Raw genomic sequence first — 15,961 nt, forward strand, 5'->3', positions numbered from 1 at the left:
CGATCTTGTTATCGGCTACACGAGGTTTCGGCACGTTTCTGATCTGCCTGATGGGCACAGGACTCTTCCTCGTCGGCCTCGGTGTCACGGGCTATGCGGCGGCGCTCCTCGTCGACCCGGACCTGTCCTGTCACCGAATCATCGGGTCGGACAATTGTGCGAGCGGAAGCTATCCACTGTCAGCAGCACAGCGTGACCAGGTCACCGCGTACGCGCGCATGTTGCTGTTGCTTGCCGTGTCTGTCGCCATCTGCTGTGTGGCTGTCGTGGCAGTCTCGGCACGCGTCTTGCGACGGATCGTGGCCGAGGAGGACACCGCGCCGGAGATCCCTGAGCGGCCGACGGTGGGCGACATCGCGATCGCGGTGATCGGGGTGGCGCTCGGTGCGCTCGCACTCGCCGGGGGCTTCGAGGCGCTGATGTCGAGTGTGCTGCCGACCTGTCAGGGTGTGGTGATGGAATCGGCGGCCACGTGCCCGACCACGGGAAGGTACGGCCTGGCCATCAGCGAAACCGCCGCGAAGATCCAGGGACGTAACCGCCTGCTGAGTACCTTTGGCCTCATGTTCGGCGTTCTGCTGACCGGTGCTGGACTGGCCTTCGGCTACAGCGTGATCGACGACATCAGGTCCCGCCGACGACACCGAGAAGTCCACGCCGCACCGCCGTCGGTGACCCTACCGCCACCACACTGGCCGTCGGCGCCGCCCTCGATGCGGCCGCACAGCTCTCCGGTCGCATCGCACCAGCCGTACCCCTACCCGCCACCGCCCCCTGGGATCGATCCCCGCGTTCCGCCGCGCGGCCCCCGGCCCTGAGCTCGAGTTCCTGACGATCCTCAGGCGTCGGGGTGGTGGTCGAAGCCCGCGGTGCGGGCGAGGTCGGCGAGCATGGCGTCGAACATGATCTCCGGGTCGGCCAGGGGGATGGGGTAGTTGCCGAAGACTTCGAGGGTGACGTGGCCGAAGAGGCGGGCCCAGGTCTGGACCATGAGGTAGGTGACGCTGAGGTCGAGTTTCTCGGCGGGGAACTTCTGGCCGGAGTCGGAGAGCATGGCGAGCAGGTCGGTCTGGAAGCGGATGAGGTCCGCGCGCAGGGCGGCGGGGATGGTGTCGCCGGGTGGGGTGGCGATGTCGAAACCGGCGAGCAGGCGGCCCGCGGCGGCGAGGAAGATGCGGCCGAAGGGTTCGTCGAAGCGGCCGATCATCGGGCGCTGACTGGCGGTGGGGGAGGCGAAGACCAGGGTGAATTCTCGGGGGTTGGCCAGCGCCCAGCGGCGGAAACCCCGGCAGATGGCCAGGAACTGGACCGCGCCGTCGTCGGGGAGCTGGTCGAGCTGCGCGGCGAGGAAGGCGGCCAGATCGGCGCAGAACTCCACGCGCAGCCGTTCCAGCAGGTCGTCGTGGGAGGCGTAGTGACGGTAGAGGGCGGGGGCGGTGACGCCGAGTTCGCGGGCGATGGCACGCAGGGTCACCGCGTCGGGGCCGTGCGCGGACAGCAGCGCCCGCGCGACGCGCCGAATATCGGCGTCGGACACCACCGGCGCCCGCCCCCGTGCCCGCTGTGGCTCCGTCACCCAGCCCTCCTCATTCGCCGCGGGCTCGAGCGTATTCGACTTCCCAGCGTTTGATGCCGTTCAGCCACCCGGTGCGCAGCCGGACCGGCTCGGCGACCTGGCGCAGATTGGGCATCGCGTCGGCGATGGCGTTGAACATCAGGTCGATCTCGAGGCGGGCCAGATTGGCGCCCACGCAGTAGTGGGTGCCGGTGCCGCCGAAGCCGACGTGCGGGTTCGGGTTGCGCAGCACGTCGAACCGGAACGGATCGGTGAAGGCGGTCTCGTCGAAATTGGCCGAGCTGTAGAACAGCCCGATCCGCTGCCCCTTCCTGATCTGCTGACCGCCGAGTTCGAGGTCGCGGGTGGCGGTGCGCTGGAACGCGGTCACCGGCGTCGCCCAGCGCACGATCTCGTCCGGCGCGGTGCGCGGGCGCTGTTCCTTGTAGAGCTCCCACTGCTCGGGGTTGTCGACGAAGGCCTTCATGCCGTGGGTGATCGAGTTGCGGGTGGTCTCGTTGCCCGCGACCGCGAGCAGGATGACGAAGAACGCGAACTCGTCCGAGCCGAGGTGCTCGCCGTCGACATCGGCGTTGACCAGTTGGGTGACGATGTCGGCGGCTGGACAGCCGCGCCGTTGCTCGGCCATGTTCCAGGCATAGCCCATCACCTCGGCGGTGGCGGTGTGGTGATTTCCCTCGAACTCCGGATCGTCGTAGGAGATCATCTGATTGGTCCAGTCGAAGATCTTCCTGCGGTCCTCTTGCGGCACCCCGAGCAGTTCGGCGATCGCCTGCAGCGGCAGTTCGACGGCCACCTGTTCGACGAAGTCACCGCGCCCGGACTTCTTGGCCTCGTGCACGATGCGCTCGGCGCGCTCGGTCAGCGCCGCGCGCAGGTTCTCCACCGCGCGCGGGGTGAACCCCTTCGACACGATGCGCCGAATCTTGGTGTGTTGCGGCGGATCCAGGTTCAGCATCAGCATGTTGCCGAGCATGTCGATCTGCTCGCGGGTGGTTTCCTCGTTGAATCGGATGATCGCGGTGTTCTCGTGCGAGGAGAAGTCTTCGGGGTTCTTCGAGATCTCCTTGATGTCGGCCAGTTTCGAGACCACCCAGTAGCCGCCGTCGTCGAATCCGCTGGCGCGATCCGGCTGGGCGCACCACCAGACCGGCGCGGTCTTGCGCAGCTCGGCGAACTCCTCGACGGGCAGGCGTTCCGCCAGCAGATCCGGGTCGGTGAAATCGAATCCTGCCGGGATGTTCGGGCTGATCACGGGTCTCTCCTCCGGTTCGTCACGCGGTGTTGCCCGCGTGATGTAGAACACGTTCCGAGACCATGAAAGCATGCCGAACCGTTTTATGAACAGTGTTTAGTAATACCTGTTAACAAACAGGTGTGGCCGGAATGGGAGCCGTCGGACGCACGGCTGGGCAAGATGGCAGCGTGGACCTGCCGTTCTTACGCGCCAACCCGCACCTGCTGCCGACCTTCCTCGCCCATCAGCGGCTGCGCACCACGCCGGTCTCGGGCGGCTCGATCAGCGTGGCCGAGCGGATCGGTCTCGACGACGGCACGCAGCTGTTCCTCAAGACCTGGCCGGGTGGATTGTCCGCGGCGCCGACGACCGAGGTCGCCGCCGCGCCGCCCGGTCTCTTCGCCGGGGAAGCCGACGGTCTGCGGTGGCTGCGCTCGGCCGGTGGGGTCGCGGTGCCGGAGGTGTACGCGGTCACCGAGGACCTGCTGCTGATGGAGTGGATCGAGCACGCCGAACCGACCCGCGCCGCCGCCGAGCGCTTCGGCCGCGAGCTCGCCGCGACGCACCGGGCCGGCGCGTCCCAGTTCGGTGCCACGGTGCCGCCCAGCGCAGCCGTGTCGTCGGGCCGGGCCGGGCCGTCGGGTCATGCCATGTCGCCGAGTCAAGGCGAGTCGCCGACTGCGACCACCTCGCAGAGTTCGGGTCCGCCGGCCGCGGGATTTCTCGCCGGGTTACCGCTGGACAACACCCCCGGCGACGACTGGCCGACCTGGTACCGCGAACGCCGCATCCTCCCGTACCTGCGACTCGCCGTGGACGCGGGCGCCCTCGATCCCGCCGACGCCGCCCTCGTCGAATCCATCCACATCGAGGCGCCGACCGAACCTCCCGCTCGTATCCATGGTGACCTCTGGCCCGGCAACGTCATCTGGGGCTGGGCCGACACCCCCTATCTCATCGACCCCGCGGCCCATGGCGGCCACCGCGAAACCGACCTCGCCACCCTCACCCTCTTCGGCGCCGCTCCCCACTTCTCCCGAATCATCGCCGCCTACGGCGAGATTCACGCCCTCGCCCCGGGCTGGGAGTCCCGCATCCCCTTGCACACCCTCCCGCTACTCCTGGTTCACGCCGTCCTTTTCGGCCGCGGCTACCGGAGGGCCGTCTTGGCGGCGGCCGACCGCTATCGCTAGCTGTTCGGCTCGAGGGGCAACGAGGTTCGATTCATCGACCTATCGGAGGCAAGGTTACATCTTTACGTAAACTGTAACGATTTGATGTAGGGGTGACCGAGTGGCGGCCAATGAAGTGGACGTGTGACCAAGATCCCCCATGTTCAAACGAAGGGCACTCGCTGTCCTCTGTGGTGCGGCCGTCTTGCTTCCCGTCGTCCCCGCCGGGGCCGCACCCGCGCCCGCGTCGCCGAAGATCGCGTCCTACAACGTCTTCCTGATGCCCAAGACGCTCTACCCGAACTGGGGACAGGAGCAGCGTGCGGATCTGATCGCCCAGCAGAATCTGCTGGCCGACCAGGATGTGGTCGTGTTGCAGGAGCTGTTCCACAGTGATCGGCACCCACATGCAGTCCGAGGACGACGGCTGCCGCTCGGGTCAGCCAGGTCAGGTGCGGGCGAAACAGCGGGCCCAGATCACGGCGTTCCTCGCCGCCGAGCGGATTCCCGCCACCGAGCCGGTGTACGTGGCGGGGGACATGTACGTGATCGAATCCAGCGCCGAATACCCGGCCATGCTCAGCGAACTCGATGCCGTCACGCCGCGGCACACCGGCCATCCGCACTCCTGGGACTGCCGCGACAACTCCGTCTGCCTCGACCAGTACGGCCCGGAATACGCCGCCGAGCACCTCGACTACGTTCTGCCGATCAACGGCCACCCGGTCCCCAATGGCTACGTCAACGAAACCCGTCGGGTGAAGAGCCCGGCCTGGAGCGTCACCGCGGGCGGCACCACCTACACCGACACCGACTACAGCGACCACTACCCGGTCTTCGGCTACGCGGGCTGATCCAACGCCGAAGGCCGCCCGCATCTTTCGATGCGGGCGGCCTTCGCGGACCGAGGGCAGATCAGCGGGTGAAGAGCAGGGCCCGCTTGACTTCCTGGATGGCCTTGGTGACCTCGATGCCGCGGGGGCACGCGTCGGTGCAGTTGAAGGTGGTGCGGCAGCGCCACACGCCCTCGACGTCGTTGAGGATGTCGAGGCGCTCGCGGGCGCCCTCGTCACGGCTGTCGAAGATGAAGCGGTGCGCGTTCACGATCGCGGCCGGGCCGAAGTAGCTGCCGTCGCTCCAGTACACGGGGCAGGAGGTGGTGCAGCAGGCGCACAGGATGCACTTGGTGGTGTCGTCGAAGCGGGCGCGGTCGGCCTGGCTCTGGATGCGCTCGCGGGTCGGCTCGTTACCCGAGGTCATCAGGTACGGCTTCACGGCACGGAAGGCGTCGAAGAACGGCTCCATGTCGACGATGAGGTCCTTCTCCACGGGCAGGCCGCGGATCGGCTCCACCGACATGGTGAGGGTCTTGTCGCCCTTGGGCAGCAAGTCCTTCATCAGCACCTTGCAGGCCAGCCGGTTCACACCGTTGATCCGCATCGCGTCCGAACCGCACACACCGTGGGCGCAGGAGCGCCGGAAGGTGAGGGTGCCGTCCAGATAGGACTTGATGTAGATCAGCACGTTGAGGAAGCGGTCGGTCGGCAGGACCGGCACCTGGAACGAATCCCAGTACGCGCCCTTGTCGTTCTCGGTGCTGAACCGGGCCACCTTCACGGTGACCATGACCGAGCCCTCGGGGACGGGCGCGGGCTTCTGGGTGATGGGTTCGGCTACAGCAGTCATCAGTACTTACGCTCCATCGGCTCGTAGCGGGTCTGCACCACCGGCTTGAAGTCGAGCCGGATATCGGAGGTGAGTTCCGAACCGACCTTGTAAGCCATCGTGTGCCGCATGAAGTTCACGTCGTCGCGATCCGGGTAGTCGTCGCGGGCGTGGCCGCCGCGCGATTCCTTCCGGTTGAGCGCGCCGACGACGGTGACCTCGGCCAGCTCGAGCAGGAAGCCCAGCTCGACGGCCTCGAGCAGGTCGCTGTTGTAGCGCTTGCCCTTGTCCTGCACGGTGATCCGGGTGTAGCGCTCCTTGAGCACGTGGATGTCGGTGAGGGCTTGCTTGAGGGTGTCCTCGGTGCGGAACACGGCGGCGTTCATGTCCATCGTGTACTGCAGTTCGGTGCGGATGTCGGCCACCCGCTCGTCGCCGTGGTCGGACAGGATCAGCGTCAGCCAGTCCTGCACCATCTGCGCCGGGTTCTCCGGCATCTCGACGAACTCGGTGCGCAGCGCGTATTCGGCGGCGGCGATACCGGCGCGACGGCCGAACACGTTGATGTCGAGCAGCGAGTTGGTGCCGAGGCGGTTGGCGCCGTGCACGGACACGCACGCGCACTCGCCGGCGGCGTAGAGGCCGGGGACCACGTCGGTGTTGTTGCGCAGTACCTCGCCACGGATGCGGGTGGGGATGCCGCCCATCACGTAGTGGCAGGTCGGCATGACCGGCACGAGCTCCTTGACCGGGTCCACGCCCAGGTAGGTGCGCGCGAACTCGGTGATGTCGGGCAGCTTCTCCTCGAGCACGTCCTCGCCGAGGTGGGTCACGTCGATGTAGACGTAGTCCTTGTTCGGTCCGGCGCCCCGGCCCTCGAGCACCTCGAGCACCATCGAGCGGGCGACGATGTCGCGCGGCGCGAGGTCCTTGATGGTGGGGGCGTAGCGCTCCATGAAGCGCTCACCGGAGGCGTTGCGCAGGATGCCACCCTCACCGCGGACCGCCTCGGAGATGAGAATGCCCAGGCCCGCGAGGCCTGTCGGGTGGAACTGGTGGAACTCCATGTCCTCGAGCGGCAGGCCCTTGCGGAACACGATCGCCATGCCGTCGCCGGTCAGCGTGTGCGCGTTCGAGGTGGTCTTGTACATGCGGCCCGAGCCGCCGGTGGCGAACACGATCGACTTCGCGTGGAAGACGTGGATCTCACCGGTCGAGAGCTCGTAGGCAACAACACCAGTCGCCGTCGGTCCTCTGTCGGAATCGGCCATCACCAGGTCGAGCACGTAGAACTCGTTGTAGAACTCGACGTCGTGCTTGACGCAGTTCTGGTAGAGGGTCTGCAGGATCATGTGACCGGTGCGGTCGGCGGCATAACACGCGCGACGCACCGGCGCCTTGCCGTGATCGCGGGTGTGGCCACCGAAACGACGCTGGTCGATCTTGCCCTCGGGCGTGCGGTTGAACGGCAGGCCCATCTTCTCCAGGTCCATCACCGCGTCGATGGCCTCCTTGGCCATGATCTCCGCGGCGTCCTGGTCGACCAGGTAGTCACCACCCTTGACGGTGTCGAAGGTGTGCCATTCCCAGTTGTCTTCTTCGACGTTGGCCAGTGCGGCGCACATGCCGCCTTGGGCCGCGCCGGTGTGGCTGCGGGTCGGGTACAGCTTGGTCAGGACCGCGGTGCGGGTGCGCGGACCGGCCTCGATCGCCGCGCGCATGCCCGCGCCACCGGCGCCGACGATGACCACGTCGTAGCGATGCTCCTGGACTGGGCGAGATTCACCCGAACCGCTGATTCGTTCGCTTCGCTCACTCATGCGAGGTGGCCTGTTCCTAACCTGTGATGTTGGGGTCGAAGGTGAAGATGACGTACGTGCCAACGCCCATGACCAGGATCATCGAGACGACCAGGATGGTCTTGAGCCAGAACCGCGTGGAGTCGTTGCGGGAGTAGTCATCGATGACGGTGCGCAGGCCGTTGCCGCCGTGCAGCTGGGCCAGCCACAGCATCGTCAGGTCCCAGATCTGCCAGAACGGGCTGGCCCAGCGGCCCGCCACGAACGCGAAGTTCAGGCGCTTCACGCCGCCGTCGATCATCAGCATGATGAACAGGTGACCGAGCACGAGGAAGATCAGCAGCACACCGGAGAAGCGCATGAACAGCCACGCGTACTTCTCGAAGTTGTTGTTCGACCGGGCGCGCGGGGAGCGGGGCAGGTCCAGGCTGGCCGGGCGGTCGTAGGACTTTCCGATGATGGGTGCGCTCATGATCAGTGCTCCGTCAGCAGGTAGAAGAACTGGCGGCCGACGCCTGCGGCGGAGACCAGGACCCAGATGGTCAGCACGACCCAGAGCATCTGCTTCTGGTAGCGCGGCCCTTGCGACCAGAAATCGACCAGGATCACGCGGACGCCGTTGAGGGCGTGGAAGAGCACGCAGACGACGAGGCCCATCTCCATGAGCGCGACCAGCGGGGTCTTGTAGAGCTCGATGGCCTCGTCATAGGTGTTCGGGTTGACCCGAACCAGTGCCGTGTCCAGCACGTGCACGAAGAGGAAGAAGAAGATCGTGACACCGGTGATCCGGTGCAGCGCCCAGGACCACATGCCCGGGTCGCCGCGGTACAGCGTCTTCCGCTTCGGCTGGGCCGGAGCCGGAGCTTCTATCGTGGTCATAGAGTGCGGTGCCTCCAACGTCGTTGATGGACCCGGTCACAGACCCGACGCCAGCGTGCGTGGAGAGGCAATTGCCCAGGTGGCTGCGCTGTGTTGCGCTGAGCGCTGCCCGCCGCCGGGAACCTGAACCGATCTGCGGTGAACTCTAATCCTCTCTGTTTCGCGGAACTAATTCGGCGTGCCGCGCGTTGCGTGCAAATCCGGCGAGTTAGGTTTACCTTTCTCGATGTCGGATACTGGTGCGCAGGTCTTCATCGAGGCGTATTCGGCATCAATGTGTGGAGGTTCGCCATGTCCGAGATCGACTGGAATACCTTGCGTGACAAGGCCATTCACGCTATGGGACTTGCGTACGCCCCGTACTCGCGGTTCCCGGTCGGCGCAGCTGCTCTCAGTGCGGATGGGCGAATTGTGAGCGGTTGCAATGTGGAGAATGTCTCACTCGGGGTAACTCTGTGTGCCGAATGCGTACTCGTCGGTAACTTATTCACTTCGGGTGGCGGGCGTCTCATTGCGGTCTCGGTGACCGATTCTCGGGGCGAAATCCTGATGCCGTGCGGGCGTTGCCGCCAGCTGCTGTACGAACACGGCGGGGGCGAACTGCTCATCGACCATCCCGAGGGCCCGAAGCCGCTGAGCGAGCTGCTCCCGTACGCCTTCGGACCCGACGACCTGGCGGCCGGTCGCGCTGGCGAAGGCGGGTAACCACTGATTTAGTGGGCACATGGGTAACTCGTCGGGGACGAACGACCGCTCCACCCACCTGCCGCCTGCCGCCGACGCGAGTCCGCCCGCGCGCGAGTCCGGCCAGAGTTCGCGGGGCGGCGGCCACAGCGCGGTATCGATCATCACTGCCAAGCGCGACGGCGGGGAGCTGTCGGACGCGCAGATCGACTGGGTGGTGGACGGATTCACCCGGGGAATCGTGGCCGACGAGCAGATGTCGGCGCTGGCCATGGCGATCGTGTGGCGGGGGATGACCCGGCGCGAGACCGCGCGGTGGACGGCGGCGATGATCGCCTCCGGCAGCCGGATGGACTTCACCGACCTGCCCCGGCCCACCGTCGACAAACATTCGACCGGCGGCGTGGGCGACAAGATCACCCTGCCGCTGGCCCCGCTCGTCGCGGCCTGCGGGGCGGCCGTGCCGCAGCTGTCGGGGCGCGGGCTCGGGCACACCGGCGGCACGCTGGACAAGCTCGAGTCCATCCCCGGCTGGCAGGCCGATGTCACCGTGGCGCGGATGCGCGAGATCCTGTCCGACCCGGCGACCGGCGCGGTGGTGTGCGCGGCCGGCGCCGACCTCGCACCCGCCGACAAACGGCTCTACGCACTGCGCGATGTGACCGGCACCGTCGAGTCCATTCCGTTGATCGCGAGCTCGATCATGAGCAAGAAGATCGCCGAGGGGACGGCGGCGCTGGTCCTGGACGTGAAGGTCGGCTCCGGGGCCTTCCTCGAGACCCTCGACGGCGCCCGCGAACTCGCGACCGTGATGGTCGAACTCGGCCGCGACGCCGGGGTACGCACGGTCGCCCTGCTCACCGCAATGGATACCCCGCTGGGGCGGACCGCGGGCAATGCACTCGAGGTCGCCGAATCGGTGGAGGTGCTGGCCGGTGGGGGACCGGCCGATGTGGTCGAACTGACGCTGACCCTCGCCCGGGAGATGGTCGCCCAGGCCGGGCTGAACATCGATCCCGCCGACGTGCTCTCCGACGGGCGGGCCATGGATCACTGGCGGTCGATGATCCAGGCGCAGGGCGGTGATCCGGATGCCGCGCTGCCGGTGGCTCGGCATACCGAGGTCGTGAAGGCGGAATCGACCGGTGTGCTGACTCGGCTCGACGCGATGGGGGTTGGCGTCGCTGCTTGGCGGCTCGGTGCGGGTCGGGCGCGACAGGGGGAGAAGGTGCAGGCGGGGGCCGGGATCGAGATGCACGCCAAGCCGGGGGATTCGGTGGTGGCGGGGCAGCCGTTGCTGACGTTGCACACCGATACGCCGGATGCGTTCGCCGGCGCGGTCGCCGCACTCGATGGTGCTGTGGTGATCGAGTCGGCGCCTGCGAGTGAGCCGGGCGAGCTGATACTCGGGCGGATCGGGTAGCGGGTTGTTCGGTGAGTGCGGTAGTGGCTGACTTGGGTTTTGGTGACACGGGGGCTGGGAGCTGGGGTGGTGGCGGACTCGGGGCCGCGCAGTCGGGAGCCGATGCGTCGGTCACGGCACTTTGTCTGGCTAGGGGGCGCGGGGCGGCCAGCTGCCAGCTACCGTTTGAACATGACTGGACCGATGCCCCTCGACCTTGCTTCGATCCGACAAGCACCGAAGGCTTTGCTGCATGATCACCTCGATGGTGGTCTGCGGCCGGCGACGGTGCTCGAGCTGGCCGCTGACTGCGGTTATGACCAACTACCCGCGCGCGACGCCGAGAGTTTGGGGGCGTGGTTCCGGGACGCCGCCGACAGCGGATCGCTGGAGCGGTATCTGGAGACCTTCGCCCACACCGTCGCGGTGATGCAGACTCCGGAGGGTTTGCGCCGGGTGGCTCGTGAGTGCGCGATCGACCTCGCCGAGGACGGTGTGGTCTACGCGGAGGTCCGCTTCGCCCCGGAACAGCATCTCGAGAAGGGGCTGACGCTCGACGAGGTCGTCGAGCACACCCTCGCGGGGTTCCGGGAAGGTGAGGCGCTGGCCGCCGAAAAGGGCAACGTCATCCGGGTGACCTGCTTGCTCACCGCCATGCGGCACGCGGCGCGCTCTCGCGAGATCGCCGAGCTGACGGTGCGGTTCCGCGACAGCGGGGTCGGCGGGTTCGACATCGCGGGGGCCGAGGCCGGGTTCCCGCCCACCCGTCACCTCGACGCCTTCGAGTATCTGCGGGCCAACCACGCGCACTTCACGATTCACGCGGGCGAGGCGTTCGGGCTGCCCTCGATCCACGAGGCGCTGGCGTTCTGCGGCTGTGATCGGCTCGGGCACGGGGTGCGCATCACCGACGACATCAGCGTCCCGGGCGCCATCGAGGAGGCCCAGCTGGGCCTGGTCGCCAACTATGTGCGCGACATGCGGGTGCCGCTGGAGCTGTGTCCGTCGTCGAATGTGCAGACCGGCGCGGTGCCCTCGCTGGACAAGCACCCGTTCGACCTGCTGGCCCGCTTGCGTTTCCGGGTCACCGTGAACACCGACAACCGGCTGATGAGCGACACCTCCATGAGCGAGGAGATGCGCAAGCTGGTCGATACCTTCGGCTACGGCTGGAGTGATCTGGAGCGGTTCACCATCAACGCCATGAAGTCGGCGTTCATCCCGTTCCCGGACCGGCTGAAGATCATCGACGAGGTCATCAAGCCGGGTTACGCCGTCCTGCTCGGCTGAGACAGCGGGGGTGGCACCTGGATGGGTGCCACCCCCGCTGTCCGGGTCGTCAGCTCACTCGGCGACCAAGCGCGCCTCGAAGACGCGCTGCAGGTCGCGGAACTGCTGGGCCTCGGTCGCGAACGGCGGGTTGGGTGCCATCCGGTTCGGGTCGGGATTGAGCAGGTAGGAGACGTACCAGCCGAGCGGATTCGACGGGGCCAGCGCCTGTTCCACGCTGTCGTCGTCGGCGTAGTCGGCGGCGTCGCTGAACAGTTCTACGGCGAGGTCGAGCTGTTCGACGTCGACCGCCTCGGGGCCCTCGGCCAGATCCTCGACCAGGCCGGTGAGCACGTAGACGTTCTCGTCGGTCACCTCGACCTCGAGCGAACCGTCGACCGCGGCGGTCTGCACCTCGGCGAAGGTGGAAACCCTGGCCAGCTCGTGTTCGTGATCGTCGGCCAGGTAGCGGGCCAGCGCGCGCTCGGAGGCGAACACCGTGATGGTCCGGCCGTTGCCGAGGAAGATCGGCTCGTCGTCGAGGTAGCAGCGCAGGGTGTACTGCTCGCCGTCGGAGGTGACGATCTTGACCGGGTCGATGCCGACGCCGTGCCAGAACGACTCGTCCTCGTCTTCGTCGTCCTCGGCGGTGAGGTCGACGTTCTCGAACTCCTCGTCCTCCTCGGCGACATCGTCGGCGTCGACCACGTTCTCCTCGGCGGCCAGCAGCTCGGCCTCGGCGACGGCGACCGCGGCCGCGTCCACCTCGGGGGTGCTGACCACACTGTCGATCGCGTCGAGGACGTCGTCCCAGCCCTTGATGATGGCCGCCCCGACCTGGTCCCAGAGCTCCTCACCGTCGCGCCCGGCAAACGTGCTCACCCCGCTGGCCAGCGCGCCGAGCACCGGGTTGGACCCGAAGAACTTGGTCACCACGTCGAGTTCGCACACCTCGCCGATGTTGCGCACCATCGCCAGGGTGTCCTCGAGCTCGCCGATGACCTCGGCCTCGGGATCGCCCGCGGCCAGCTCCGGCACCGCGACCAGATCGAAGCTGAAGTTCTCCTCCGGCTCCAGCTCGGCGGCCGACAGACCGGCGATGACCGCCCAGGACGGGTGGTCGACGAGGTCGTTGTCGGAGTTGGTGCGGATGAACGCCGCCAGCTCCGCAACGGACTCGAATCCGTAGAGGTCGTCCTCGTGACCGAGGAACGCCTCCCACTCGTCGTCACCGTCGCGCCAGCGCGGTGCCCACAGGGTGACGAGATCGCCATCGGTCAGACCGAGCTCGATCGGGACGATGTCTCCAGAAGCCATGACGCGAAGCCTATCGAGCTTCAGCGCCGCGCACTATCCGGCCCGGGTGCTAACCGATCGGCCGGTACCGCGCTCGAGCCGGTGAGTGATTCGTTCAGTGTCGCAATGATGTTGGAACGCTCTGTCCCGGCGCCCTCGGTGGCCTGCTTGCAGGCGTGCAGGATCAGCTGCGCGGCCTCGGGCGGAGCGAGTGCGGTGATGCCTTCATCGAGGGTCAGCGCGACCAGCGCGCCGTCGCTGTTCACCTCGGCGGTGACCAGGCCGTCCTCGGTGGTGAATCGCCCGTTGACCTGCTTCAACCCGTACAGCGCCGCCTCCAGCGCCTCGAGTTTGTCGGTCACGCCCTTGACCAGGGCGTCCATTTCCGCACTCACAGTGGCCTCATCCAACTCGTCTGACCGGTGTCGGCGTCGTCGATGCGATCGAGCTCCTCGACGGCCTGGCGCCGAGTGGGCAGGTTCATCTTGTCCAGCAGTTCGTCGGGGATCTGGGCCTGCTCGCTGTAGACCTCGCGCAGCCGGGCGGCCGCGGCGATGGTCGAGCGCCGGGTCAGGCGCAGGATCTCGTCGGCGAGCGCCTGGGCGCCGTACTGGTACTCACTGCGCTCGAACTTGATCGCGATCGGCAGACCCATACTGGTCGCGCGGACCGAGATCGTGCCCGACCGGTTGGTGCTGACCGCGGACTCCACATTGGGAACCTCGGGGATCGGCGTGCCGGTCATGAGGTAGGCCTGTAGAAGCCGTAGAACTCCATGCCACTGTTCTCCGTTCGGATGGAACTGATCGAGACGGGATCGCCCGCCTCGACGAGCTGCCCGTTGCCGACCACCATGGCGACGTGGCCGTCCCACACGGCCAGATCGCCCGGCATCAGATCACCGGGTGAGACCTGAGGGTTTCCGATGTGCTGTTCCTGCGCGAGCCGGGGCAGTTCGACCCCGGCCTCGCCGTAGGCGTACTTGGTGAGGCCACTGCAGTCGATGCCGGAACCCGGGGTGTTGCCGCCCCAGACGTACGGTGTGCCGACGGCGCTGATGGCCGAGCGGACCGCGGTCGCGGCCTCTTCGTTCGGCGCCTCGACGACGCTGCCGTCGGGCAGGGTGATCTTGACACCGGTGCCGCTCGACCCGGCCGAGGAGCCGGATTCGGTCGAGGGCGCTCCGTTGCCGGGGGCGGTTCCGCCGGTGGCCGCCGGGGAGCCGGAACTGGTCAGCGCCGAGGAGGCCGACGACGACATGGCGCCGAGCATCGAGCTACCGGTGCTCGCGACCGTGGACAGCAGGTTGGAACCGAGCGTGGACGCGGCGTTGGTCGCGCCGCCGGCGGTGCCGGCCAACGGTGTGCTCGACGGTGCCGGGGTGAGCCCCTGGATCGCCGCGGTCTGGGTGCTCAGTTCGTCCTGCACCCGGCCGACGACGCCGAGGCCCTGGCCGATGTGGTCGATCGCCGAGCTCACGACGGCGGTGAGGCCGACCGGCGTGCCGAGGGTGGGTGCCAGTGCGGATACATTGGTCAGGAACGAGTTGACGATCCCGTCGAGTTCCTTCTGCCCGGTCTCGACGTAGGCCGCGGCCTGGTCGACCACGGTCGCCATCTCGTTGCCGTTGTCGGACAGGGTGGCCGAGGAGGTCTGTACGCGCAGTGCTTTGGAGGTGGCCGCGTCGACGGCGACACCGTCCCACGCGGTGTTCACGGCGTTGATGCCGCTGCGCCCGAGCTCGTAGATCTGGTCGAGATTGGTGGAGGTCGACCGCAGCCCGTCGGAGGCGCCGCCGGCGCCGACCACTCCGCTACCGAAGCTCGACAGCAGGTCGTAGAGCGGTTGGGCGATGCCGCTGAGGTCGATCATGCGCCCGCACCGAGTTCGCCGGCCGTCGACCCGAGCGCGGCGGCGTTGTTCAGATCGGTGTCGACGAGCGTGGCGGCGGCGCCGGCCGTGGCCGTGCCCATGCTCGCCATGACGGCCGACAGCTGACCGATGGCCGCCACGTGGCCGAAGTGCGCGGCGGAGTAGGCGGCCACGAAATCACCGCCGATCAGGCCCATGATCGGGCCGAGCAGGGTGGGGTCGGAAGCCACCGCACCAGCCGCCGCGGTGGCCAGGTCGGTGGCCATGACCTCGGCAGTTCCGCTATAGGCGACGATGCCCTCGGCATCGGCCGACATCTTTACCATCGAACTTCCCCCAATCCTCGAGTTCCCGGGCAGAGTACGTCATTCAATAGCTTCGACGCACCGGCGCCGCGTTCGGTTCCCTCGACCGCGAAATTTCCCCAGCAGTCGCACCGGAACCGCCTGGCGACTTTATCGTTTTTTCATGCGCACCGACACTGTCGACCATCCGCTCGCCGCGACGCTGCTGAGCACCATGCGGGACGCCCGCTCCGACAACGCCACCTTCCGCAATGCTCTGCGCGACCTCACCGGCATCCTCATCTACGAGGCGCTGCGCGACGCGCCGGTGGTGCGTGCGCCCATCGACACACCGGTCGCCGTCACCGAGGGGGTGCGCCTGGCCGCGCCGCCGCTGCTCGTTCCGGTGCTGCGGGCCGGCCTCGGCATGGTGTACGCGGCCGCCGATCTCGTGCCGCAGGCCCGCGTCGGCTTCGTCGGCATCGCCCGCGACGAACAGACCCACGAGCCCGTGCCCTATCTGGAATCGCTGCCCGAGGACCTCACCGGCCTGCCGGTGTTCGTCCTCGATCCCATGCTGGCCACCGGCGGTTCGATGCTCTACACCCTCGAACTCCTCGCCGCCCGACGCGCCACCGACATCACCGCCGTCTGCGTCGTCTCCGCCCCTGAAGGCGTTGCCGCCCTGGCCGACTCGGGCCTCCCGGTCCGCCTGATCACCGCCGCGGTCGATGAGGAACTCAACGAGAACGCCTACATCGTCCCCGGCCTCGGCGACGCGGGCGACCGCCAGTTCGGCCCGCGCTGAATCGGACGCGGGACCACC

Annotated in this window: 18 protein-coding genes; 7 read left to right on the forward strand and 11 right to left on the reverse strand. The window is 67.6% G+C overall.

Features of this window, described 5'->3' with window-relative positions:
* The first annotated feature begins 50 nt into the window (after positions 1 to 50).
* Positions 51 to 818, forward strand: coding sequence for a hypothetical protein (locus BOX37_RS04675; RefSeq protein WP_071926553.1), 768 nt, complete (start codon positions 51 to 53; stop codon positions 816 to 818).
* Between the two features lie 20 nt (positions 819 to 838).
* On the opposite strand, the gene BOX37_RS04680 is transcribed toward BOX37_RS04675, so the two are convergent.
* Together BOX37_RS04680 and BOX37_RS04685 are read right to left on the reverse strand one after the other, a co-directional pair.
* The gene (locus BOX37_RS04680) at positions 839 to 1,576 is read right to left on the reverse strand and encodes a TetR/AcrR family transcriptional regulator (RefSeq protein ID WP_071926554.1); all 738 of its coding nucleotides are present in this window, start codon (positions 1,574 to 1,576) and stop codon (positions 839 to 841) included.
* Between the two features lie 10 nt (positions 1,577 to 1,586).
* Positions 1,587 to 2,831, reverse strand: a complete 1,245-nt coding sequence (locus BOX37_RS04685; protein WP_071931189.1) for a cytochrome P450 — start codon at positions 2,829 to 2,831, stop codon at positions 1,587 to 1,589.
* 170 nt (positions 2,832 to 3,001) lie between these two features.
* On the opposite strand from BOX37_RS04685, the gene BOX37_RS04690 reads away from it, so the two are divergent.
* Positions 3,002 to 4,006, forward strand: coding sequence for a fructosamine kinase family protein (locus BOX37_RS04690; RefSeq protein WP_084759420.1), 1,005 nt, complete (start codon positions 3,002 to 3,004; stop codon positions 4,004 to 4,006).
* A gap of 371 nt (positions 4,007 to 4,377) precedes the next feature.
* On the forward strand, positions 4,378 to 4,839 hold the full coding sequence (locus BOX37_RS04695) for an exonuclease/endonuclease/phosphatase family protein (RefSeq protein WP_071926556.1): 462 nt from the start codon (positions 4,378 to 4,380) through the stop codon (positions 4,837 to 4,839).
* A 61-nt stretch (positions 4,840 to 4,900) separates the two neighbouring features.
* Here the strand turns inward: BOX37_RS04695 and BOX37_RS04700 are convergent, their stop codons facing one another.
* The 4 genes from BOX37_RS04700 to sdhC are packed head-to-tail and all read right to left on the reverse strand — an operon-like array spanning position 4,901 to position 8,328.
* Complete coding sequence (locus BOX37_RS04700) at positions 4,901 to 5,671, reverse strand: succinate dehydrogenase iron-sulfur subunit (RefSeq protein ID WP_071926557.1); 771 nt, start codon at positions 5,669 to 5,671, stop codon at positions 4,901 to 4,903.
* Entirely contained in the window at positions 5,671 to 7,470 is a 1,800-nt protein-coding gene (gene sdhA, locus BOX37_RS04705) for a succinate dehydrogenase flavoprotein subunit (RefSeq protein WP_071926558.1), read from the reverse strand. The genes BOX37_RS04700 and sdhA overlap by 1 nt, the downstream gene beginning before the upstream one ends.
* A 16-nt stretch (positions 7,471 to 7,486) precedes the next feature.
* Entirely contained in the window at positions 7,487 to 7,921 is a 435-nt protein-coding gene (locus tag BOX37_RS04710; protein ID WP_071926559.1) for a succinate dehydrogenase hydrophobic membrane anchor subunit, read from the reverse strand.
* A 2-nt stretch (positions 7,922 to 7,923) separates the two neighbouring features.
* Entirely contained in the window at positions 7,924 to 8,328 is a 405-nt protein-coding gene (gene sdhC / locus BOX37_RS04715; RefSeq protein WP_071926560.1) for a succinate dehydrogenase, cytochrome b556 subunit, read from the reverse strand.
* Positions 8,329 to 8,619: 291 nt separating this feature from the next.
* Between sdhC and BOX37_RS04720 the strand changes: the two genes are divergently transcribed.
* The 3 genes from BOX37_RS04720 to BOX37_RS04730 all read left to right on the forward strand — a co-directional run bounded on the left by BOX37_RS04720 (position 8,620) and on the right by BOX37_RS04730 (position 11,704).
* On the forward strand, positions 8,620 to 9,033 hold the full coding sequence (locus tag BOX37_RS04720) for a cytidine deaminase (RefSeq protein ID WP_071931190.1): 414 nt from the start codon (positions 8,620 to 8,622) through the stop codon (positions 9,031 to 9,033).
* A gap of 19 nt (positions 9,034 to 9,052) precedes the next feature.
* Positions 9,053 to 10,435, forward strand: a complete 1,383-nt coding sequence (locus BOX37_RS04725; RefSeq protein WP_084759421.1) for a thymidine phosphorylase — start codon at positions 9,053 to 9,055, stop codon at positions 10,433 to 10,435.
* 171 nt (positions 10,436 to 10,606) lie between these two features.
* Positions 10,607 to 11,704, forward strand: a complete 1,098-nt coding sequence (locus BOX37_RS04730; RefSeq protein WP_071926561.1) for an adenosine deaminase — start codon at positions 10,607 to 10,609, stop codon at positions 11,702 to 11,704.
* Between the two features lie 54 nt (positions 11,705 to 11,758).
* Here the strand turns inward: BOX37_RS04730 and BOX37_RS04735 are convergent, their stop codons facing one another.
* The 5 genes from BOX37_RS04735 to BOX37_RS04755 are packed head-to-tail and all read right to left on the reverse strand — an operon-like array spanning position 11,759 to position 15,177.
* Positions 11,759 to 13,000 (reverse strand): primosomal protein, encoded by a 1,242-nt coding sequence (locus tag BOX37_RS04735; RefSeq protein ID WP_071926562.1) that lies wholly within the window; start codon positions 12,998 to 13,000, stop codon positions 11,759 to 11,761.
* Between the two features lie 20 nt (positions 13,001 to 13,020).
* Positions 13,021 to 13,374, reverse strand: a complete 354-nt coding sequence (locus BOX37_RS04740; RefSeq protein ID WP_167659894.1) for a YbaB/EbfC family nucleoid-associated protein — start codon at positions 13,372 to 13,374, stop codon at positions 13,021 to 13,023.
* Complete coding sequence (locus BOX37_RS04745) at positions 13,371 to 13,724, reverse strand: hypothetical protein (protein WP_071926564.1); 354 nt, start codon at positions 13,722 to 13,724, stop codon at positions 13,371 to 13,373. Before BOX37_RS04745 ends, BOX37_RS04740 begins: the two co-directional genes overlap by 4 nt.
* Positions 13,721 to 14,851 (reverse strand): C40 family peptidase, encoded by a 1,131-nt coding sequence (locus tag BOX37_RS04750; RefSeq protein WP_071926565.1) that lies wholly within the window; start codon positions 14,849 to 14,851, stop codon positions 13,721 to 13,723. Before BOX37_RS04750 ends, BOX37_RS04745 begins: the two co-directional genes overlap by 4 nt.
* On the reverse strand, positions 14,848 to 15,177 hold the full coding sequence (locus BOX37_RS04755) for a hypothetical protein (RefSeq protein WP_071926566.1): 330 nt from the start codon (positions 15,175 to 15,177) through the stop codon (positions 14,848 to 14,850). Before BOX37_RS04755 ends, BOX37_RS04750 begins: the two co-directional genes overlap by 4 nt.
* 142 nt (positions 15,178 to 15,319) lie before the next feature.
* On the opposite strand from BOX37_RS04755, the gene upp reads away from it, so the two are divergent.
* A complete protein-coding gene (gene upp / locus BOX37_RS04760; RefSeq protein WP_071926567.1) occupies positions 15,320 to 15,943 on the forward strand; it encodes a uracil phosphoribosyltransferase in 624 nt (207 codons plus the stop codon).
* The last annotated feature ends 18 nt before the right edge of the window (positions 15,944 to 15,961 follow it).

The sequence above is a fragment of the Nocardia mangyaensis genome (assembly GCF_001886715.1).
Classification (GTDB): Bacteria; Actinomycetota; Actinomycetes; order Mycobacteriales; family Mycobacteriaceae; genus Nocardia; species Nocardia mangyaensis.

Bases quoted from the DNA above. Each gene is read 5' to 3' on its own strand.
- BOX37_RS04675 (WP_071926553.1), top strand. From the start codon at position 51: ATGGGCACAGGACTCTTCCTCGTCGGCCTCGGTGTCACGGGCTATGCG.
- BOX37_RS04700 (WP_071926557.1), bottom strand. From the start codon at position 5,671: ATGACTGCTGTAGCCGAACCCATCACCCAGAAGCCCGCGCCCGTCCCC.
- sdhA (WP_071926558.1), bottom strand. From the start codon at position 7,470: ATGAGTGAGCGAAGCGAACGAATCAGCGGTTCGGGTGAATCTCGCCCA.
- BOX37_RS04710 (WP_071926559.1), bottom strand. From the start codon at position 7,921: ATGAGCGCACCCATCATCGGAAAGTCCTACGACCGCCCGGCCAGCCTG.
- sdhC (WP_071926560.1), bottom strand. From the start codon at position 8,328: ATGACCACGATAGAAGCTCCGGCTCCGGCCCAGCCGAAGCGGAAGACG.
- BOX37_RS04720 (WP_071931190.1), top strand. From the start codon at position 8,620: ATGTCCGAGATCGACTGGAATACCTTGCGTGACAAGGCCATTCACGCT.
- BOX37_RS04725 (WP_084759421.1), top strand. From the start codon at position 9,053: ATGGGTAACTCGTCGGGGACGAACGACCGCTCCACCCACCTGCCGCCT.
- BOX37_RS04730 (WP_071926561.1), top strand. From the start codon at position 10,607: ATGACTGGACCGATGCCCCTCGACCTTGCTTCGATCCGACAAGCACCG.
- BOX37_RS04735 (WP_071926562.1), bottom strand. From the start codon at position 13,000: ATGGCTTCTGGAGACATCGTCCCGATCGAGCTCGGTCTGACCGATGGC.
- BOX37_RS04745 (WP_071926564.1), bottom strand. From the start codon at position 13,724: ATGACCGGCACGCCGATCCCCGAGGTTCCCAATGTGGAGTCCGCGGTC.
- BOX37_RS04750 (WP_071926565.1), bottom strand. From the start codon at position 14,851: ATGATCGACCTCAGCGGCATCGCCCAACCGCTCTACGACCTGCTGTCG.
- BOX37_RS04755 (WP_071926566.1), bottom strand. From the start codon at position 15,177: ATGGTAAAGATGTCGGCCGATGCCGAGGGCATCGTCGCCTATAGCGGA.
- upp (WP_071926567.1), top strand. From the start codon at position 15,320: ATGCGCACCGACACTGTCGACCATCCGCTCGCCGCGACGCTGCTGAGC.